At 67.4% G+C, this 21,042-nt stretch carries 12 protein-coding genes and 1 pseudogene; 6 read left to right on the forward strand and 7 right to left on the reverse strand.

The annotated features are described in order from the left end of the window. The 4 genes from ahcY (at position 1) to GV001_RS00525 (ending at position 5,326) form a co-directional block, all read left to right on the forward strand. Positions 1 to 1,410 carry an adenosylhomocysteinase gene (ahcY, locus tag GV001_RS00510; RefSeq protein ID WP_178091788.1) on the forward strand — a complete coding sequence of 470 codons (1,410 nt, stop codon included), beginning with the start codon at positions 1 to 3 and terminating at the stop codon, positions 1,408 to 1,410. Between the two features lie 91 nt (positions 1,411 to 1,501). Then, complete coding sequence (gene metF / locus GV001_RS00515; protein ID WP_160077082.1) at positions 1,502 to 2,347, forward strand: methylenetetrahydrofolate reductase [NAD(P)H]; 846 nt, start codon at positions 1,502 to 1,504, stop codon at positions 2,345 to 2,347. Positions 2,348 to 2,463: 116 nt separating this feature from the next. Continuing rightward, positions 2,464 to 3,243, forward strand: a complete 780-nt coding sequence (locus tag GV001_RS00520) for an ABC transporter substrate-binding protein (protein WP_160077084.1) — start codon at positions 2,464 to 2,466, stop codon at positions 3,241 to 3,243. A 187-nt stretch (positions 3,244 to 3,430) separates the two neighbouring features. Next, positions 3,431 to 5,326 (forward strand): DEAD/DEAH box helicase, encoded by a 1,896-nt coding sequence (locus tag GV001_RS00525; protein ID WP_160077086.1) that lies wholly within the window; start codon positions 3,431 to 3,433, stop codon positions 5,324 to 5,326. 271 nt (positions 5,327 to 5,597) lie between these two features. Here the strand turns inward: GV001_RS00525 and GV001_RS00530 are convergent, their stop codons facing one another. The 3 genes and pseudogenes from GV001_RS00530 to GV001_RS00540 all read right to left on the reverse strand — a co-directional run. Beyond that, the gene (locus tag GV001_RS00530) at positions 5,598 to 6,173 is read right to left on the reverse strand and encodes a YceI family protein (RefSeq protein ID WP_160077087.1); all 576 of its coding nucleotides are present in this window, start codon (positions 6,171 to 6,173) and stop codon (positions 5,598 to 5,600) included. A 21-nt stretch (positions 6,174 to 6,194) separates the two neighbouring features. Beyond that, positions 6,195 to 6,749 (reverse strand): cytochrome b, encoded by a 555-nt coding sequence (locus GV001_RS00535; RefSeq protein ID WP_160077089.1) that lies wholly within the window; start codon positions 6,747 to 6,749, stop codon positions 6,195 to 6,197. Positions 6,750 to 6,930: 181 nt separating this feature from the next. Next, positions 6,931 to 8,406, reverse strand: a pseudogene (locus tag GV001_RS00540) (flavin monoamine oxidase family protein); the annotation flags it as partial. 139 nt (positions 8,407 to 8,545) lie between these two features. Here GV001_RS00540 and GV001_RS00545 point away from each other — a divergent pair. Together GV001_RS00545 and GV001_RS00550 are read left to right on the forward strand one after the other, a co-directional pair. After that, on the forward strand, positions 8,546 to 9,952 hold the full coding sequence (locus GV001_RS00545; RefSeq protein ID WP_160077093.1) for an adenosylmethionine--8-amino-7-oxononanoate transaminase: 1,407 nt from the start codon (positions 8,546 to 8,548) through the stop codon (positions 9,950 to 9,952). Between the two features lie 114 nt (positions 9,953 to 10,066). Continuing rightward, a complete protein-coding gene (locus tag GV001_RS00550; protein ID WP_160077095.1) occupies positions 10,067 to 10,786 on the forward strand; it encodes a 16S rRNA (uracil(1498)-N(3))-methyltransferase in 720 nt (239 codons plus the stop codon). Between the two features lie 172 nt (positions 10,787 to 10,958). On the opposite strand, the gene GV001_RS00555 is transcribed toward GV001_RS00550, so the two are convergent. From GV001_RS00555 to GV001_RS00570, 4 genes are read right to left on the reverse strand one after another with little or no spacing between them, the layout of a single operon-like run. Further along, on the reverse strand, positions 10,959 to 11,429 hold the full coding sequence (locus GV001_RS00555; protein WP_160077097.1) for a chemotaxis protein CheW: 471 nt from the start codon (positions 11,427 to 11,429) through the stop codon (positions 10,959 to 10,961). Between the two features lie 31 nt (positions 11,430 to 11,460). Further along, a complete protein-coding gene (locus GV001_RS00560; protein ID WP_160077099.1) occupies positions 11,461 to 12,483 on the reverse strand; it encodes a chemotaxis protein CheB in 1,023 nt (340 codons plus the stop codon). Beyond that, entirely contained in the window at positions 12,476 to 20,146 is a 7,671-nt protein-coding gene (locus GV001_RS00565) for an Hpt domain-containing protein (RefSeq protein WP_160077101.1), read from the reverse strand. Before GV001_RS00565 ends, GV001_RS00560 begins: the two co-directional genes overlap by 8 nt. Positions 20,147 to 20,170: 24 nt before the next feature. After that, complete coding sequence (locus GV001_RS00570) at positions 20,171 to 21,034, reverse strand: protein-glutamate O-methyltransferase (RefSeq protein WP_160083087.1); 864 nt, start codon at positions 21,032 to 21,034, stop codon at positions 20,171 to 20,173. Positions 21,035 to 21,042 lie beyond the last annotated feature (8 nt).

Genomic DNA, 21,042 nt, shown 5'->3' on the forward strand with positions numbered 1-21,042 from the left:
ATGGAGTGCTATTGCATGAGCGCCACTTTTAACGATTTCAAGGTCGCCGATATTTCCCTGGCCGACTGGGGCCGCAAAGAACTGATCATCGCCGAGTCGGAAATGCCGGCCCTGATGGGTCTGCGCCGCAAGTACGCCGGCGAACAGCCGCTCAAGGGCGCGAAGATCATCGGCTGCATCCACATGACCATCCAGACCGGCGTGCTGATCGAGACCCTGATCGCCCTCGGCGCCGAAGTGCGCTGGTCGTCCTGCAACATCTTCTCCACCCAGGATCAGGCCGCCGCCGCCATCGCCGCCGCCGGCATCCCGGTCTACGCCTGGAAGGGCGAGACCGAGGAAGAATATGAGTGGTGCATCGAGCAGACCATCCTCAAGGATGGCCAGCCGTGGGACGCCAACATGATTCTGGACGACGGCGGCGACCTGACCCAGATCATCCACGAGCGCTACCCGGCCATGCTGGAGAAGATCCACGGCATCACCGAGGAAACCACCACCGGCGTGCACCGCCTGCTCGACATGCTCAAGGCCGGCACCCTGAAAGTCCCGGCGATCAACGTCAACGACTCGGTGACCAAGAGCAAGAACGACAACAAGTACGGCTGCCGTCACAGCCTCAACGACGCCATCAAGCGCGGCGTCGACCACCTGCTGTCGGGCAAGCAGGCCCTGGTGATCGGCTACGGCGACGTGGGCAAGGGCTCGGCGCAGTCGCTGCGTCAGGAAGGCATGATCGTCAAGGTTTCCGAGATCGACCCGATCTGCGCCATGCAGGCCTGCATGGACGGCTTCGAGGTGGTATCGCCCTACCTCAACGGTCTCAACGATGGCAGCGAAGCCAGCATCGACAAGGCCCTGCTGGGCAAGATCGACCTGATCGTCACCACCACCGGCAACGTCAACGTCTGTGATGCCAACATGCTCAAGGCCCTGAAGAAGCGCGCCGTGGTGTGCAACATCGGCCACTTCGACAACGAGATCGACACCGCCTTCATGCGCAAGACCTGGGCCTGGGAAGAGGTCAAGCCGCAGGTGCACAAGATCCACCGCACCGGCGCCAGCACCTTCGACCCGCGCAACGAGGACTACCTGATCCTGCTGGCCGAAGGCCGCCTGGTCAACCTGGGCAACGCCACCGGCCACCCGAGCCGGATCATGGACGGCTCCTTCGCCAACCAGGTGCTGGCGCAGATCTTCTTGTTCGGCCAGAAGTTCGCCGACCTGCCGGCCGCGCAGAAAGCCGAGCGCCTGACCGTGGAAGTGCTGCCGAAGAAACTCGACGAGGAAGTGGCCCTGGAAATGGTCCGCGGCTTCGGCGGCGTGGTCACCCAGCTGACCAAGCAGCAGGCCGAGTACATCGGCGTCACCCAGGAAGGCCCGTTCAAGCCGGACGCCTACCGCTACTGATGCGTAGGATGGGTTAGCCGCGCAGCGGCGTAACCCATCAAGAGCCACGGTGGGTTACGCCTTCGGCTAACCCACCCTACGGGATTTTCTTATGTCTCAAGAACGCCGTTACAGCTTCGAGTTCTTCCCCACCAAGACCGAAGCCGGGCATGAAAAGCTGCTGAACGTGGCCCGTCAGCTGGCGACCTACAACCCCGATTTCTTCTCCTGCACCTACGGTGCCGGGGGCTCGACCCGCGACCGCACGCTCAACACCGTGCTGCAACTGGACGGCGAAGTCGGCGTGCCGACCGCACCGCACCTGTCCTGCGTCGGTGACAGCAAGGACGAACTGCGCAGCCTGCTCAGCCAGTACAAGAACTCCGGGATCAAGCGCATCGTCGCCCTGCGCGGCGACCTGCCGTCGGGCATGGGCATGGCCAGCGGCGAGCTGCGCTACGCCAACGAACTGGTCGAGTTCATCCGCAGCGAAACCGGCGACCACTTCCATATCGAAGTGGCCGCCTACCCGGAAGTCCACCCGCAGGCACGCAGCTTCGAGGACGACCTGCAGAACTTCGTGCGCAAGTGCCGGGCCGGTGCCAACAGCGCCATCACCCAGTACTTCTTCAGCGCCGACTGTTACTTCTATTTCGTCGAACGCGTGCGCAAGCTGGGCGTGGAGCTGCCGATCGTGCCGGGCATCATGCCGATCACCAACTACAGCAAGCTGGCGCGCTTCTCCGACGCCTGCGGCGCGGAAATCCCGCGCTGGATCCGCAAGCAGCTGGAAGCCTACGGCGACGACCTGGAGAGCATCCAGGCCTTCGGCGAGCAGGTAGTGACCGAGATGTGCGAACGCCTGCTGCAGGGCGGCGCCCCGGGGTTGCACTTCTACACCCTGAACCAGGCCGAGCCGAGCCTGGCGATCTGGAACAACCTGAAGCTGCCCCGCTGACGGTTGTGCCGCATTGAACGAGCCGGGTCATGACCCGGCTTTTTCTTGCCTGCCCGGCCAGCCGATCGACCTGCCGGTCACTTTTCAAGCAGGGCAAATCTGATTACTCTGGCTTAATGTCATTATTCCAGCGCCAGATAATCGCCATATTTCTGCTCGGCTGCCTCGCCCTCGCGGCCCGGGCCGAGCCGCTGCGCGTGGTCACCGAGAGCTGGGCGCCTTACGTCTACGAAGACAACGGCCAGCCGGCCGGGCTCGACTACGAGATCGCCGCCGAAGTACTGCGCCGCCTGGACGTCGAAGTGCAGTGGCAGTTCCTGCCCTGGAAGCGCTGCCTGCTGGCCCTGGAGCAGGGCCAGGCCGACGCCATCCTCGACATCTTCCGCCTGGCCGAGCGCGAACAGCAGATGCTGTTCGTCGAGGAGCCGCTGTCGCAAGTCGAGTTCGTGCTGTTCTTCGCCCACAACCGGCCCTACCCCTACCGTCGACTGGAAGACCTGCGCGACCTGCTGGTCGGCACCTCGCCCGGCTACTGGTACAACGATGCCGAGTTCCGCCGCTCCCGGCTGTTCACCCGCGAGGAGGCACCCAGTCACGAGGCCAACTTGGGCAAGCTGGTGCGCAACCGGGTCGACTTGGTGGTCAACGACCGCCGTGCCGGCCTGTTCCTCGCCGCCCGACTCGGCCTCGACCAGCGGATCGGCTACAACACTCGCGCCCTGGGCCACGACCGCCTGTACCTGGCCCTGCGCCGCGACCCCGAGCTGCAGCCACTGGCCAGCGCCTTCGCCAGGGAACTGCGCCGCTTCAAGCTGGAAGCCGCCTATGCCGAGCTGCAGGCACGTTATGCCGAACCGGCCGACGCGGCGCTTGCCGGGGCCTGGCAACGCCCCTGAAGCAAGCGACGGGCAGCTAGCTGCGCAAGCCTGCCGCTCTGTTATACTCCGGGCTCCCGCCAGGCTTGCGCCCGGATGCTTGCCCCCGAGGCCAGCAGTACCGGACGGGATTGCGCGCCCCAGTGCCGTGATTCAAGCCAGGCAATACACCCCCATAGGGCTTCGCCCTCACTAGACAGGATTTCACATGTCCTTTGCCTCCCTCGGTCTCTCCGAGGCTTTAGTCCGTGCGGTCGAAGCCGCCGGCTACACCCAACCCACTCCGGTGCAACAGCGGGCCATTCCCGCCGCGTTGCAAGGTCGCGACCTGATGGTGGCGGCTCAGACGGGTACGGGTAAAACCGGCGGCTTCGCCCTGCCGATCCTCGAGCGCCTGTTCCCCAACGGTCACCCGGACCGCGAACAACGCCACGGCCCGAAACAACCGCGCGTGCTGGTCCTGACCCCCACCCGCGAACTGGCCGCCCAGGTGCACGACAGCTTCAAGCTGTATGCCCGCGATTTGCATTTCGTCAGCGCCTGCATCTTCGGCGGCGTTGGCATGAACCCGCAGGTGCAGGCCCTGGCCAAGGGCGTCGACGTCCTGGTCGCCTGCCCCGGTCGCCTGCTCGACCTGGCCAACCAGAAGGCCATCGACCTGTCCCACGTGGAAATCCTCGTGCTCGACGAAGCCGACCGCATGCTCGACATGGGCTTCATCCATGACGTGAAGAAGGTGCTGGCCAAGCTGCCGGCGCAGCGGCAGAACCTGCTGTTCTCGGCGACCTTCTCCAAGGACATCACCGACCTGGCCGGCAAGCTGCTGCACAACCCCGAGCGCATCGAAGTCACCCCGCCGAACACCACGGTGGAGCGCATCGAGCAGCGCGTGTTCCGCCTGCCGGCCAGCCACAAGCGCGCCCTGCTCGCCCACCTGATCACCCAGGGCGCCTGGGAACAGGTGCTGGTGTTCACCCGCACCAAGCACGGCGCCAACCGCCTGGCCGAGTACCTCGACAAGCATGGCCTGCCGGCCGTGGCGATCCACGGTAACAAGAGCCAGAATGCCCGCACCAAGGCCCTGGCCGACTTCAAGGCCAATCAGGTACGCATCCTGGTGGCCACCGACATCGCCGCCCGCGGCCTGGATATCGACCAGCTGCCGCACGTGGTCAACTTCGAGCTGCCCAACGTCGAGGAAGACTACGTACACCGCATCGGCCGTACCGGCCGTGCCGGGCGTAGCGGCGAGGCGATCTCGCTGGTGGCGCCGGACGAGGAGAAGCTGCTCAAGGGCATCGAGCGCATGACCAAGCAGCGCATCCCCGACGGCAACACCCTGGGCTTCGATCCGGCCAGCGTCGAAGTGGAGAAGCCGGAAGTCCGCGGCCCGCGCCCCGAGCGCCAGCCACGCGCCGACCGCCCGCGCCACGAGGCGAAGAAGCCGGAAGGCGAAGGCTCAGCCGCCGACAAGGAAAAGCGCTCGCGCAACCGCCGCGGCGGCAAGGCCAAGGACAAGCCGCAAGGCCAGGCTGCCGGCAGCGAACAGCCGCCACGCCAGGCCCGCGAACCGCGTGAGCCGCGCGCCCCCCGTGAGCCACGCGAACCGCGTGCGGCCCGCCCGCAGCCGCTGACCCCGCCGCCGGAGCGTGACCCGGAAGAGTTCCTCGACGACGAGTTCGACAACTTTGGCAACCGCGCGGACTACGTACCCGTGCCGGCCAAACCGCAAGGGCGCGGCAACCCGCGTCGCGGTGGCCAGCCGGGCCAACCCGCGCAGGGTCGCGGCCAGGGCAAACCGCAAGGTCAGGGCCAACGCCAGGGTGGCGGCCAGGGCAGCGGCAAGCCGAAGTCCGGCCAGCGGCCGCAAGGTCAGGGCCAGGGTCGTGGCGGCCAAGGTCGCGACAATGGCGGCGGTCGCCGTGACGATGTCATGCGCGAACGCCAGGAACCGGCCGTGCAGGACAGCCGCGCGCCCAAGCAGCCGCTGATCATCCGCAAGGGTGAGCGCCTGCCGACGCCGGAACAGCTGGACAGCCTGTCTGCCAGCCGTCCGCGCGGCGAGAAGCCGGCATTGCTGACGCGCAAGTCCGAGCAGGAATAAGAACCTGTCTCGGATCTCTTGATCGTCGACCATGCTGCGTTGAAATTGGGCTCGGGCTGCTCATTTACAGCTCGTAAACTCCGCGCCCTCGCCCAATTGATACGCTGGCGCTTACCCTTCGGGCCAGCCTGCGGCTGTTACTCCCGTTGGTCGTTGCGCCTTGCCTGGCTCTAGCTCAAAAGATCCCAAACAGGCTCTGATGCGTTTCACCCGCCCATGAAAAAGCCGGCTTAGCGCCGGCTTTTTCGTTTCTGCAGAATGTCGCGTCGAATTACTCGCGCACGCCTTCCACCGAGATGATCAGCTCGACTTCCTGGGAGGCCGGGCCGAGGTCCTTCTGGATGTCGAAATCCTTCAGCTTGAGCCTGGTGCTGCCTTCGAAGCCGGCACGGTAGCCGCCCCAGGGGTCGCTGCCTTCGCCGAGGAACTTGGCCTTGATCACCACCGGCTTGGTCACGCCGTTGAGGGTCAGGTTGCCGGTGATGTCGGCCGTGCCTTCGCCGGTCGATTTGACCGCGGTGGAGGCGAAGGTCGCGGTGGGGTTCTTCTCGACGTTGAGGAAATCGCCACTGCGCAGGTGCTTGTCGCGCTCGGCGTGGTTGGAGTCGACGCTGGCGGTGTTGATGCTGACGTTGACCTTGCTGGCTTCCGGCGCCTTGGCGTCGAAGCTGAAGCTGCCGTCGAAGTCCTTGAAGGTGCCGTACAGCCAGCTGTAGCCCAGGTGGCTGATCTTGAAGTTGATGAAGGCGTGCTGGCCCTGCTTGTCGATGGCGTAGTCGGCGGCCATGGCCTGGCCGGCGAACAGGGCGGCGCCCAGGGTCAGGGCGGCGAGGGATTGCTTGAGCATTGTTCAGTCTCCTTGTGGGGGTTACTTGCTGGCACGACCGAGCATGCGCGTCAGCGTCGCATCACGGTCGATGAAGTGGTGCTTGAGGGCCGCCAGGGCGTGCAGGCCGGCGAAGATCACCAGGGCCCAGGCGAGGTATTGGTGGACCAGGCCGGCCACGTCGGCCTGGTCGGGAATGCTGGTCAGGCTGGCGGGCACCTCGAACAGGCCGAACACGCCGATGCCGCGCCCGTCGGCGGTGGAGATCAGGTAGCCGGAGAGCATCAGGGCGAACAGGCCGAGGTACAGCAACAGATGACCGAGCCTGGAGCCGACGCGGGTCAGCGCGCCGTGACTGGCCGGGGCCGGCGGTGGCGGGCTGATAAAGCGCCACAGCACGCGCAGCAGCATCAGGGCGAAGAGCACAAGGCCGATGCTCTTGTGCAGGTCCGGTGCGGTACGGTACCAGCCGCTGTAGTAGTCCAGGTCGACCATCCACAGGCCCAGGCCGAACAGGCCGAACACCGCCAGGGCGACGACCCAGTGCAGCAGCATGCTGACCAGGCCGTAACGGGAACTCGAGTTGCGCCACTGCATTGCGAGACTTCCATGAAAATCGGTGGGGCTAGCCTAGCGGCAAATCCATCGATTTAAAGCGGAAAATTTCGCTTCGAAATATCGAGTAAACAGATAGTTCGCCGGATAGCGCGAGCCGCGCCGCATCCGTGCGCAGGGGCGCGGTGAACCCGGGCGGGCTCGCCGCCGGGGCTTACCAGCTGAACAGGCGAGCGAAGAAGCCGGGCTTGGCGGCCTTCTCGCCCGGGCCGGCGGCCTTGGCCGCCGGGCTGCTCTTGGCCGCGGGCTGGGCGATCACCACGGCCTTGCCCGCCTGCAGGTCCTGGGCCTGGCTGGCGGCACGCTGGCCGCTGCGCAGGGCGCCTTCGAGGGTGCCCGGATACAGCGCGTCGCTGTGCTCGCCGGCGAACAGCACACGGCCCAGCGGTTTCTCCCACAGGCGCCAGTACTGGCTGATCTCGCCCGGCCCGTAGGCCAGGTAGGCGCCGCCGGCCAGCAGGTCCTTGCCATAGCGGCGCACCTCGTAGCCGGTGAACTGCTCGCGGGCGCCGGGGTAGCGCTGGTCGAAGCGGATCAGCACCTGGTCGACCATCTGCCGGTCGCCGAAGGCATTGAGCAGGCGGGCGTTGTCGCCGGACAGGTTGATCAGCAGGTTGGCCCCACCCTTCAGCGCCGGCTCGACCCACAGCATGCCCAGGCCCTTGTCGCTGAAGATCTCGCCGGACAGGCGCGCCTTGCCCCATACCGGCTTCTTGAACTTGAGCAGCATCTGGTCGCGCCAGCCGTAGTTGATGTCCTGCAGCGCCTTGCGTTGCAGGGCATCGAGCGACGGCGTCAGGCTGATTTTGTTCAGCGCCGGCAGCGGCACGGCGAGCACCACGTAGTCGGCGCTGTAGCCGGTGGCGCCGACCTTGACGGTGACCTTGTCCTGCTCCTGGACGATGGCCGAGACCCGCGCATTGGTCTTCACCAGCTTGAGCTGCTTGGCCAGGGCCAGGGCCAGCACCTGGCTGCCACCGGGCAGACGGGCGGCGCGCAGCTCGCTGTCCGGCAGGCCACGGTAGACCCGCGCCTGCTGGGCCAGGTAGAGCAGCGACAGGCGCGACGGTTCGTCGTAGCGCGAGCGGATGCGCTGGTCGACCAGGGCGCGCGCGGTGGGCGGCAGGGCCAGCTTGTCCAGCCAGCGCGCGGTGGTCATCGCGTCCAGGCTCTTCAGGGTGTGGTTGGCCAGCGGATTGAGCGGGTCTTCGATGGAGGCGGCCAGGTCATCCAGGCTCTTGTCGAAACGCGCCAGGGCCTCGCTGGTGCTCGGCGAGCTCTTGGCCAGCTCGGCGGCGGACTGGTAGTGGCCGTCGATCAGGTAGCCCGGGCTGCGCACGTAGTCCGGCGCCGCCTGCGCCTTCAACTTGAAGCGTTGCAGGTAGGCATGCACCGCCGGCTGCACCTTGGCCGAGCCGAGCCACTCGCTGTTGGCCAGCCCGGAGCGCCCGCCGACACTCGGCTTGGCCTCCAGCAGGGTGACCTGCCAGCCCTTGTCCTGCAGCTCAAGGGCAGCGGTCAGGCCGGCCAGGCCGCCACCGACCACGATGACCGTGGGCTGCTTGTCCTTGCCCAGCACCAGGCTGCTGCAGAGGGCCAAAACCATGAGCGCACAAGCGCGCAACCAGACTGCGGACATACGGTAAATCCCTGGGCAAAAAACGACGGCGCGCAGGATACGCCAGGGCCTGGCAGCGGGCCAGACGTATCCGTCGGCGGGCGGGCAGAACCCATCGGCAATCTGCTAGGCTGGCGCCCCCGAATGAGGAGACCCCGCGATGAGCCTGAACGCCGAGTGGATGCAGCGCGACCTGGCCGTGCTCTGGCACCCCTGTACCCAGATGAAGGACCACGAGCGCCTGCCGCTGATCCCGATCAAGCGCGGCGACGGCGTGTGGCTGGAGGACTTCGACGGCAAGCGCTACCTGGATGCGGTCAGCTCCTGGTGGGTCAACGTGTTCGGCCACGGCAATCCACGGATCAACCAGCGCATCCGCGAGCAGCTGGACAGCCTGGAGCACGTGATGCTGGCCGGCTTCACCCACGCCCCGGTGGTGGAGCTGTCCGAGCGCCTGGTGCAGATCACCCCGGCCGGGCTGAACAAGGTGTTCTACGCCGACAACGGCTCCTCCGGCATCGAGGTGGCGCTGAAGATGAGCCACCACTACTGGATCAACCACGGCCAGCCCGGCAAGAAGCGCTTCGTCACCCTGACCAACAGCTACCACGGCGAAACGGTGGCGGCCATGTCGGTGGGCGACGTGGCGCTGTTCACCGACACCTACAAGGCACTGCTGCTCGACACCATCAAGGTGCCCAGCCCGGACTGCTACCTGCGCCCCGCAGGCATGGGCTGGGAGGAGCATTCACGCAACATGTTCGCCGCCATGGAGCAGACCCTGGCCGAACACGCCCACGAAGTCGCGGCGGTCATCGTCGAGCCGCTGATCCAGGGCGCCGGCGGCATGCGCATGTACCACCCGATCTACCTCACCCTGCTGCGCGAGGCCTGCGACCGTTATGGCGTGCACCTGATCCACGACGAGATCGCCGTCGGCTTCGGCCGCACCGGGACCCTGTTCGCCTGCGAGCAGGCCGGCATCACCCCGGACTTCCTGGTGCTGTCCAAGGCGTTGACCGGCGGCTACCTGCCGATGGCCGCGGTGCTCACCACCGATGACGTCTACGCCGCCTTCTACGACGACTACGCCACCCTGCGCGCCTTCCTCCACTCGCACACCTACACCGGCAACCCGCTGGCCTGCGCCGCCGCCCTGGCGACCCTGGATATCTTCCGTGACGACAATGTCATCGAGGCCAACAAGGCGCTGGCCGCGCGCATGGCCAGCGCCACTGCGCACCTGGCCGAGCATCCGCATGTGGCCGAGGTACGCCAGACCGGCATGGCCCTGGCCATCGAGATGGTCCAGGACAAGGCCAGCAAGACCGCCTATCCCTGGCAGGAGCGCCGCGGCCTGCAGGTCTACCAGCACGCGCTGGAGCGCGGCGCCCTGCTGCGCCCGCTGGGCAGCGTGGTGTACTTCCTGCCGCCGTACGTGATCACCCCCGAACAGATCGACTTCCTCGCCGAGGTGGCCACGGAAGGCATCGATATCGCCACCCGCCAGTCGACCCGCGTCAGCGTGGCCAGCGACCTCTACCCCAACCACCGCGACCCGGGCTGAGTGCGCTGATCGTTCCCGCTGTCGCAGGGTGCGCCATGCGCACCGACAAGCCCGGCGGTGCGCGCGGCGCACCCTGCGGCTAGAATGCGCGCTTCTGTCCCAGGTTCTCGCCCCATGCGCCTATCCCGCTTCTTTATCGACGCGCCCCTGTCCCTCGGCCAGCACGAGCTGCCGGAAACCCAGGCGCACTACATCGGCCGCGTGCTGCGCCATGCCGTGGGCGACGCCGTGCAGCTGTTCGACGGCAGCGGCCAGGAGTACCTCGGCGAGCTGATCGAAGTGGGCAAGAAGAGCGTGCGGGTCGAGCTGCGCGAGCAGCTCAGCGGGCAACCGGAGTCCGCGTTGCGTGTGCACCTGGGCCAGGGCCTGTCGCGCGGCGAGCGCATGGACTGGGCGATCCAGAAGGCCACCGAGCTGGGCGCCAGCGAAATCACCCCGATCGTTTCCGAACGCTGCGAAGTGCGCCTGAAGGACGAACGCGCCGACAAGCGCCTGGCCCACTGGCGCCAGGTGGCGATCAGCGCCTGCGAGCAGTGCGGCCGTTCGGTACTGCCGCAGATCAACCCGCCCGTGTTGCTGGCCGACTGGCTGCAACAGAGCGAAGCCGACCTCAAGCTGGTGCTGCACCCGGTCGCCGAGCCGCTGGCCAGCCACGCCAAACCCACCACCCTGGCCTTTCTGATCGGCCCGGAGGGCGGCCTCAGCGACGCCGAAGTGGAGCAGGCCAAGGCCTGCGGCTTCCACGCCGCCCGCCTCGGTCCGCGGGTGCTGCGCACCGAGACCGCACCGGTGGTGGCACTGAGCGTGGCGCAGCAGCTCTGGGGCGATTTCTAGGCTCAAGACGTAGGATGGGTTGAGCGCAGCGATACCCATCGATAGCGGGCATGACGCTGGGTATCACCGCTGCGCGGCTCAACCCATCCTACGGCCGAGCACGCAACCTCAAATACCGCGCCCACAAGAAAGCCCGCCGAAGCGGGCTTTTTCCATACTGGCGCAGCGTGGCTCAGATCAGCCCGGCGTCCGCCAGCTTCTGCTCCAGGCCGATCAGGTCGGGGATCTTCACCACGGCTTCGCCGAGCTGCACGGCGTCCAGCTCCAGCGGCGCCAGGCGTTCGTTGGCCCGCGCCAGGTGGCCGTCGACCTTCAGCGAGCGTGGAATGCCCTGTACCAGCAGGGCGATGAACTTGACCTGGTCACGCCCGCCGAGGGCGTTGAGCACCGCCACGCGCACACCCGGGCCGATCTGCGGCTGGCCGTCGGAAGCCGCCTCGAACGACAGCAACGGCAGCTGCAGGTCGCGCCAGGCCACCTGACCGAGGAACCAGCCCGGCAGACCGGGAGTGACGTGCGGCGCACGGTAGGGGATCAGTTCCGCCAGCGCCACGTTGGGCAACAGCAGGGTGCGGTCGGCCAGGGGCACCAGCAGGGCGGTGAGGTTGCTGACGCTGTTGGCGGTGCTTACGGCTTGGCTCATGGATCAATCCTGTACGAAGGCGAAGCGGGCGTCAGACGCACTGCTCGGCCAGGTGGTTCACCAGCGCCGCGGCCAGCTCGCGCGGGTCGCCGCTGAGGGCGCTGTAGCCGCCCTCGCGCAGGCTGTCCGGCATGCTCGGGCAGGCACAGCTGTCGCCGCGCTGGGTCCAGATCTGCCCGCCCTGGCGCCGCACGTAGGCGGCGGCCGCACTGCCGTCGCTACCCATGCCGCTGAAGGCGATCACGCCGCAGTTGCCGGCGAAGTGCTGGGCCAGGTTGAGCATCATCTGGTCGATGGACGGGCTGTAGGGTTCCGGCCAGGCGCGGTCGCAGACCTGCATGGCGCCGTTATCGGCGAAGCCCAGCTCGTGGGACACCGGGGCCACCACCACTTCGCCGCAGCGAATCGGGTCGCCATGCCGCGCCGGGTTGACGTGCCACTGGCTATGCCGGCCGACGGCCTGCGGCAGCGCGGTCTCGAAGCTGGCGCCGATATGCTGGGCATAGACGAAGCCGATCGGCAGACCGCCCGGCAAGGCATCGAGGAAGGCCTTGACCGCCTCCGGACCGCCCAGCGAAGCCGCCAGCAGCCACACCTGACGCGCCGGCTCGCCGGCCACCAGCGGGGTATCGGCCAGGGCCGCCGGCAGCTCCAGGCGACCGGGGCGCTGCGCCTCGGCGAGCAGGGCTTCGAGGCTCGGGCCGATGGCCTGGGCCGGGTCGCCGACCAGGCGCTTGAGCTTGCCGAACAGGCTGCGCTCCCAGCGCGGGTAGTTTTCCGAGTGGCGCTCCGGGGCATGGCCCTCGCCGAACAGCACCGGCGCGTTGGAGCGCTCGAGCAGGTTGTCGACCAGCGGCGAATCTTCCGACTGGGCCAGATCGACCAGCCACAGGTCCGGCTCGCAGGCGGCCAGGGCTTCCTCGTCGAGGCGCGCCGGGTCGCTGTTGAGCACGACCTGGTATCCATTGCCGGACAAGGCCTGCTGCAGCACATGGCGCTGCAGCGAGGTATCGGCAATCACGGCAATCCTTGCGGCTGTACGGCTATCACTCATGGTGCTTGACCAACTTCTGGATGTTTTCGAGCAGATCGGATTCCTGGTACGGCTTGCCCAGGTACTCGTTGACGCCGATCGCCATGGCCCGCTCGCGGTGCTTCTCGCCGGTACGCGAGGTGATCATGATGATCGGCAGGTCTTTCAGGCGCTCGTCGTGGCGCACCAGGGTGGCCACTTCGAAACCGTCCATGCGCGGCATTTCGATGTCCAGCAGCATGATGTCCGGCTTGTGTTCCTGCAGCTGGGCGATGGCGTCGACCCCGTCCTTGGCGGTCAGCACGTTCATGCCGTTGCGTTCCAGCAGGCGGCTGGTGACCTTGCGTACGGTGACCGAGTCGTCGACCACCATGACCAGGGTCGGCCGGTCCGCTTCGACTTCCGCCACGCTCTGCGGCACATGGCTGGCCAGGCGCGGCTGCTGCAGCTGGCTGAGCAGGTGCGCGTGACGCACACGGATGGTCGCCAGCAGGTCGAGAATCACCACCACGCGACCGTCACCGAGGATGGTCGCACCGGAGATGCCGTGCACCCCGGCGAACTGCGGGCCGAGGCTCTTCACCACGATTTCGCGCGAGCCGGCCAGGCTGTCCACCTGCACGGCCACGGCGTGCTCGTTGGAACGCACCAGGATTACCGGCAGCGGCAGGCTCTGGCCGATCAGCTTGGGCTGCTGGCCGTTGTTGAGCAGGTCGCCGAGGTATTTCAGTTCGTAGGCCTGGCCGGCGTACTCGAAGCGCGGCGCATCCGGCGCGTAGTAGGCCTCCAGCTCGTACGGCGAGACCCGCACGATGCCTTCGATGGTGTTCAGCGGGATGGCATACAGGTCTTCGCCGGACAGCACCATCAGCGCGCGGTTGACCGACACGGTGAACGGCAGGCGGATGAGGAAACGGGTGCCCTCGCCCACGGTCGATTCGATGCTCATCGAGCCGCCGAGCTGCTTGACCTCGGAATGCACCACGTCCATGCCGACGCCGCGCCCGGAGATCTGGGTGACCTTCTCGGCGGTGGAGAAACCGGCCTCGAGGATGAACTGCAGGATCTCGTGATCGGACAGATCGGAGTCGGCGTCCATCAGGCCGCGTTCGATGGCCTTGCGGCGTACCGCATCGAGACGGATGCCGCCGCCGTCGTCGGCCAGGGTCAGGAGGATGTCGCCACCCTCGCGGCCCAGGCTCAGGCGGATATTACCGGCCTCGGGCTTGCCGCTGGCGCGACGCTTGTCGGCCGGCTCGATGCCGTGGTCGACGGCGTTGCGCAGCATGTGTTCCAGCGGCGCGACGATGCGTTCCAGCACGGTACGGTCCATCTCGCCTTCGGCGTTGCCGACATGGAATTCGACCTGCTTGCCCAGCTCGCTCGCCACCTGGCGCACGATGCGGCGCAGGCGTGGCACCAGGCGGTCGAACGGCACCATGCGGGTGCGCATCAGGCCTTCCTGCAGCTCGGTGTTGACCCGCGCCTGTTGCAGCAGCAGGGTCTCGGCATCGCGGTTACGCGCGGCCAGGGTTTCCTTCAGGTCGAGCAAGTCGGACGCGGACTCGAACAGCGCCCGCGAGAGCTGCTGCAGCTGCGAGTGGCGGTCCATTTCCAGCGGGTCGAAGTCTTCGTAGCCGGCACGCTCGGCCTCGGCCTGGTAGCGGCTGAGGATCTGCGCCTGGGTTTCGATGTCGAGGCGGCGCAGCTGGTCGCGAACCCGCTCGATGGTGGCTTCCATCTCGCCGAGGGTGAAGCCGACGTCGCTGACCTGCTGCTCGACCCGACCGCGGAAGATCGAGGTCTCACCGGCCAGGTTGACCAGGCCTTCGAGCAGCTCGGCGGGCACCTTCACCAGTTCCTGCGGCGCGCGCTGGGCGGCGGCGCGGGCAGCGGCCTCGGCGGCGCGCTGGACGAACGGCAGGACGCGCTGTTCCTGCCTGGCCTGCGGCTGGCTGCTGGCGGCGACCAGCGGCGTATTCAGGGTCACCAGCGCAGGCGCGGGCGCTTCGGCGGGCGCGGTTTGCGGCTGCGCGGCTTCGGCTTGCGTCTGCGCGTCGAGGCGCTGGCGCAGCTGGTCGAGCTCCTGTTGCAGGCCTTCATAACCGGACTGTACATCGAGGAACAGGCTTTCCGGCCAGGGAGCGCCCTGCTGCTGGGCCTCGGTCAGGTGCTGTTCGAGGTCGTGGCTGAGGTCGCCCAGGCGCTTCTGCCCGGCCAGCCGCGCACCGCCCTTGAGGGTGTGCAGGATGCGCAGCATCTCGTCGATGGCGCTGCCGTCTTCGCGACTGGCCTCCCAGCGGCCGATGCTGGCCTCCATGGCCTCCAGCAGGTCGTCACCTTCCTCGAGGAAGATGTCGAGGATCTCGTCTTCGGCGGCGGAGTCGTCCTCCACCACCGGCTGCAGGTGCACGCTGGAGGGGATGCTCAGCTGTTCCGCGGGGTTGGCGCGAAACTGCTTGATGGTGGCGATCAGCGCCTCGCCATCGGGCACGGCGCGATGGTCGCGCACCGCCTCGAGCATTTCCGCCAGGCGGTCGTGGCAGGCCTGCAGCAGGCCGATCAGGTCCTGGCCGGCACGCAGGCGGCCGTCGCCGACGCCTTCGTAGAGGAACTCCAGCTCGTGGGCCAGGTCGCCGATCTCGCGGATCTCGGCCATCCGCGCGCCGCCCTTGAGGGTGTGCAGATCGCGCTGCAGGGCCTCGACCTCGAGGCTGTTGTTGATGTCGCCCATCCAGCGCTGCAGGGCGGCGCCGGCGCTTTCGATGATGTCGAAACCTTCTTCGAGAAAGATTTCCACCAGCTCCGGGTCGCGGTCGTCTTCAACCGGCGGCGCAGGAATCACGGCAGCCGGCTGTTCGAGCGGCTGCGCTGCAGATTCGGCGGCGTCACTTGCCGCCCACTCGACGAACTGCGGCGCGGCCTGCACTGCCGGCTCGGCAGCGAGCAACGCTTCGTCGACGCCGGCGAAGGGTTCTGCGGAGCAGATCGGGTCGGCCGCGGCGGCCGGCTCCTGCTCCTCGGCAGGCATCTCGGCCGGCTCGGCGGCAGCCGCCACCAGCGGCTCACTGCCCAGCTCGGGCAAGGCACCGTCCAGCGACCAGTCGGCGCCACTGAGGTCGGGCAGGTCTTCCAGCTGCGGCTCTTCGATGACGAAGGGCACCGGTTCCGCAGCGGCGGCAAAGTCCGCCGCATCGCCCAGATTGGGGGTGCTGAACTCGACATCGGCCAGTTCGCCCAGGTCCATTTCCGCCGATTCGGCGAGTTCGGCCTCAAGCGGACTGTCGACCAGGCTCAGCTCGGGCAGCTCTTCCTCGACCTGCAGTTCGGGCAGGGCTTCGGCTTCGGCTTCGGCTTCGGCTTCGGCTTCGGCTTCGGCTTTCAAATCAGCGTGCACGGCCACCGCGGCGGCCGCCAGGCCCGGCGCACCACCGTTCTGGCGGAAGCCGCGGATCGCCTCGATCAGCGCCGCCGGGTCGTTCAGTGGCCTGCGGCCCTGCAGCTGCTCCAGCAGAACGGCCAGGCTGTCGTGGCTCTGCTGCAGCAGGCCGGCCAGGTACGGCGAATGGCTGAAGCGGCGATCGACCAGCCCTTCGTACAAGGATTCCAGCTCGTGGGCCAGATCGCCGATGGCGCGAATCTCGGCCATCCGCGCACCGCCCTTGAGGGTGTGCAGGTCACGTTGCAGGGACGACAGCGCCAGGCTGTTGTCGGGCTCGGCGAGCCAGCGGTCCAGCGCCTGACCGGCGCTGTCGAGGATATCCACGGCTTCCTCGAGGAAGATCTCGACCATTTCCTCGTCGAGGTTTTCCGGCATGCCGCTGATCACCGGTGCAGGCTGTTCGGCCTGCGCCTCGGGCTCAGCCGCAACTGGCGGGCGCGGCTCGCTGGCGGCGGGGAAATCGACTTCATCCAGCTCGATGACTTCCAGCCCGGCCATCTGCGGTTCGAGCAGGGCCAGGGTGGCTGGGGCGAAGGCCTCGGCCAGCAGGGCGTGGAGCGCGGCAACCCGCTCCGGCTGGGCGCTGACCTGCAGGCCCGCGGCGACCTGGTCCATCATGCCGATCAGGGCTTCGTGGGCCGCTTCGGCCTCGCTGAAGAAGCGCTCGCTGATCGGCAGGCGGCCGTCCAGGGCAGCCTGGTACAGGGCCAGCAGGGCCTGGCACAGCTCGTCGATCTGCGGCAGTTCGGCCATCTCGGCACCGCGGCCGAGGGTCGCCAGCTCTTCCAGCAGGGCGCTCAGCTCCTGCTGTTCGCTGGGGTGCTCGCGCCATTTGCGCAGCAGGTCCTCGGCATCCAGCAGGATGTCCATGCCTTCGGCGAGGAAGATCGAAATCAGTTGCGGGTCGCGGGTTTCGCCCGGCTCGTCCTGGCGCTCCTGATCGGCGCTGTCGAGGCGTTCGTGGTGCAGCTTGTGCACATCGGCGAGCAGCTCGGTGGCCCCCGGGATCGGCGCCAGCGGATGGCTTTCCAGTTGCTCCAGGCCGGCGCGGAACAGCTGTTCGGCGCGGTGCAGCAGCTCGGCCTCGGCCAGATCCATGGGGATCAGGTTGGCCTTGAACTCCTTGGCCAGTTTCTCCAGCGGCGTGGCGATTTCGGCGATCGGCAGGATGCCGGCCATGTACGCGCTGCCCTTGAGGGTATGCAGGGCGCGCTGCAGGGCATCGGTCACCGGCTGCGGCAATTCCTGGGCGCAGTCGGCGAGAAAGCCGACCAGGGCGTCCAGATGGGTCTCCGCCTCGTTGCGGAAGATTTCCAGCAGCTGCGGATCGAGGGCTTCGTCCAGCTCGGCGGCCGGCGTCTCACCCGCCGCAGCGGCGGCCTGCGGCCCGGCCGCGGGCTCAGGCGCCTCGGCAAGCTTGCCGGCCGGCAGCTCGGGCTCGGTACCCGGTGCCGAACCAGGACCGCTCGGCGGCGGCTGCTGGCCTCGGGCCAGGGCATGGGCGGTGGCGGCCAGCAGGTCGACATCGTCACGCTGGCGCTGGGCCTTGGCGGCGAACTCTTCGACAAGGGCCGGCATCAGCGCGACCACATCCTTGACCACCTGCTGCACCGGCGCAGAGGCCTCGATGCTGCGGTCGAGCACGCGGTTGAGCAGGTTCTCGATCGACCAGCCCAGCTCGCCGATGACCAGGGCGCGAACCATGCGGCCGCTGCCCTTGAGGGTATGGAAGGCCCGGCGGATTTCCGTCAGGGCGTCCTTGTCGGCGGTGTCGGCACACCACTGCGGCAGGTATTGGGCAATGGTTTCCAGCACTTCGCCGACTTCCTCGACGAAGACTTCCAGCAGTTCCTCGTCCACCGGCTCTTCGTCGGCCGGCGGCGGCAGCAGGCTGGGCGGCACATCCTGGGCCGGCGGGTTGATCGCCTGCACCGGGGCGGCCATCACGTCGGCCATCGACAGCGGCTTGTCGATCAGCGGGGCGGGGACTTCGACGGCGAACGGTTCGTTCGACAGCTCGACTTCCGGCAGGTCCAGTGCGGCGATCTCGGCCGTATCCCAGTTCAGCAGCTCGGCGTCCGGGGCATCGAGATCCAGCTCCGCCAGCGGCAGCTCGGCGGTGACCGCTGCCACATCAACGGCCTGCGGCGCCAGCTCCTCAAGATCGAAGCTCGGCAGTTCGGCGTCGAAGTCGGCGAGTTCCAGCGGCGCATCCAGGCTCAGGTCGATACTTTCCGGCGCGGCGGCGCCGTCGATCTCGCCGAGGCTCCAGTTATCGTCGCTGACCAGCAGCTCGCTCTCGCTGGCCGGCTGTTCGAGCGAGGCGAACTCGCTGCTCAGCTCATCCAGACTGAAGGACTCGGCCTCGCCCAGTGCCTCGAGGTCGAGCGCCGGCGCCTCGTCCTGCGGCAGCTGCAGTTCGATTTCCGCCTCGGGCTCGGCCGGCAGCGGCTGATCCGGTTCGGCGGCGGACAGCACGTCGATGTCGTGCAGCGGGTCGGCGTGCGGCGCGAAGGTCTCGGTGGCCGGCTCGATGCGATCGAGGATCGACGGCTTTTCCTTGAGCGGATAGCCCAGGCTTTCCAGGCTTTCCTCGGCGACATCGAGAATCAGGTCGCCCTGGGTCGCGTGGTCTTCGGCCAGGCGCTCGAGGTAGTACTCGACGCTGGTGATGGCATCGGCCAGGGTGTCGAGGTTCTGCCAGTTGGGCACGGCCTTGCGCGCCAGCAGCTGTTCCTGGATATAGCGGTTGCAGGCCTGCAGCAGGGCGGCGGCACGCGCCAGCGGAATCATTGCCAGGCCGCCACGGACCTGGGTCAGCAGCTCCGGCACACGGGCCAGGTGCTCGTGGTTCCACTGCGAGGCGATGAACTCGATGATCGCGTCCTTGGCCTGTTCCAGGCCATTGCGCGCTTCCTTGATCACCAACTGGTGAATCTGCGCCACGTCGGTGGTGGGCAGGTGGCTCTGTTCGTTCTGCCGGTCATCGGCCGGGCCGACCATGCCGGCCAGCGTCGCCTCGACGTACAGCAGGGCGCCGGCGACATCCATCAGCACCGCATCGCTGGGTTCGCGCTGGCCGAGGGACAGGCTGTGCACCACGTCGATCTGATCGACTATCACCTTGCGCGGCTGGCCGAAGCCGAGCACCGCCAGGGTGTCGGCGATCTGCTTGAGCGGCGCCAGCAGGCCATCCAGTTCGGCGACCTGCTTGCGGTCGCTGCGCACGAACAGGTCGAGGCTGTCCTTGACCCGTACCAGTTCCTCGCACAGGGCGGCAACCACCGAACGCATGGCGTCGCGGTCCGGGCCGGCCAGGCGCGCGCGCTCCTCGTCGACCACTTCGCTGTCCGGCAGCGCGTCGTCGAGGCGGTACTGGTCTTTCAGGGCGCGGATGCGTGGCGATTGCGCGGGGGCCTTGGCCACGTAGAACAGCAGGTTCTTCGCCAGGTCATCCGGGGCGGCCTGGTTGATCCCGTCGGCGCCCTGTTCGACCAGGCGCTTGAGCTCCTTGTCGACCTGGCGCAGCAGGGTGCGCACCGAGGCGCCATTGGCCACGCTGCCATTGGCCAGGCCTTCGACCATGCCCGAGGCAATCGCCCAGATGGGGCCGAGCGGCGCGTCCTTGCACAGGCTTTCCAGGCGGGCGAAGACGCGCGCCATGTAGCCCAGATTGGTCGGCAGGTCCTGATTGCGGATCACCCCGACCAGGGCCATCTGCAGCATCTGCCGCAGCTTGCGCAGCAGCACCGGCAGTTCGGCGGTGCGCAGCCTGTCGAGCGATTCGTGGGACAGCGCCGGCTGGCTGGCGGAGAGGTCCGGGGAGAACAGGCTGGTTTCCGACAGCAGCTTCTCGCCACGGGCGGCACGCAGGTCGTTGAGCAGCGGCAACACCACCATCGGCAGGTCGCGCCGCGCGCTCTGGATCCGTTCCAGGTACACCGGCAGCTGCAGGATGGCCTGCATCAGCACTTCCAGGGCCTCACCCTGGTTGCTCACGCGGCCTTCCATCAGGGCCTGGGCGAGTTGCTCCATCTCCTCGGCGAGCAGGGCCGCGCCGTAGAACTCGACCATCTGCAGGGTGCCATGCACCTGGTGCACATAGGTCAGGCAGAAACGCATGCGCGTCGGGTCCTGCGGGTTCTCGACGAACGCCTCCAGGGCCTGGCGGGCCTGTTTCAGGGTTTCCGCGATCTCGCCTTTGACCCACTCCAGGGCGACATAGTCGTGCCGATCACCCATACCGACTCCACTCATATTCTTGTCTTAGCCCTTGCGGGTAAACGCCAGCACGCGCTCGTCGGCGACCGGGACCAGGTCCGGGTGCTGCCAACCGATCACTTCCCCCACTCCGACGACCAGCAAGCCCCCCGGCGCCAGGCGTTCGGCCAGGCGGTTGAGGATCTCGCGGCGCCGCCAGCGGCGGAAATAGATCAGCATGTTCTGACAGAAGATAACGTCCATGCCGGTCAGGGGCGCCTTGCCCAGTTCCAGCACATTCAATCTGGCGAAACAGATACGTGCCGCCAGATCCGGCACTACCTTGAAACGACCATCGGCCTGGGTGGCGAAATAGCGCTCGCCCAGGTCCGCGTCCAACTGCTCCAGCCGGCGCGCGCCGTACACGGCCTCGCGGGCCTTGCTCAACGCATTCAGGCTGATATCCGTACCCGTGACGCCAAACTGCTGGGCACTGCCGCTCTCACGCAGCACCTCGGCGGCACAGATGGCCATCGAGTAGGGCTCTTCGCCGCTCGCGCAGCCGACACTCCACAGCGCCCAGGGTTGTTGCTGTTGATCGGTCGCCAGGCGCCCGCGCAAATAGCTGTCGAGCACATCGAAGGACGGCCGATGACGAAAGAAGCGGGTCTCCTGTACGGTCAGGCGATCCAGCAGGGTCGACCACTCCACCGCGCCCCGCGGGCCATCGGTGACCTGACGGTAGTAAGTGGTGTAGTCGGCGACATCCAGTTCGCGCATGCGCGCGGTCAGGTTGGTCTGCAAAAAGGCCCGGCGCTGCTCGCTGATCACCACGCCGGTGCGCTCTTCCAGCAGCGCCTGCCAGTCGCGGAACTCCGTCTGTGACATATCGGCCAGGGGTTTCAAGGCCCAGACGCCGCTTGGCTGCATGCCGTGCC

The sequence above is a fragment of the Pseudomonas sp. 8AS genome, from assembly GCF_902506505.1.
Lineage (GTDB): Bacteria > Pseudomonadota > Gammaproteobacteria > Pseudomonadales > Pseudomonadaceae > Aquipseudomonas.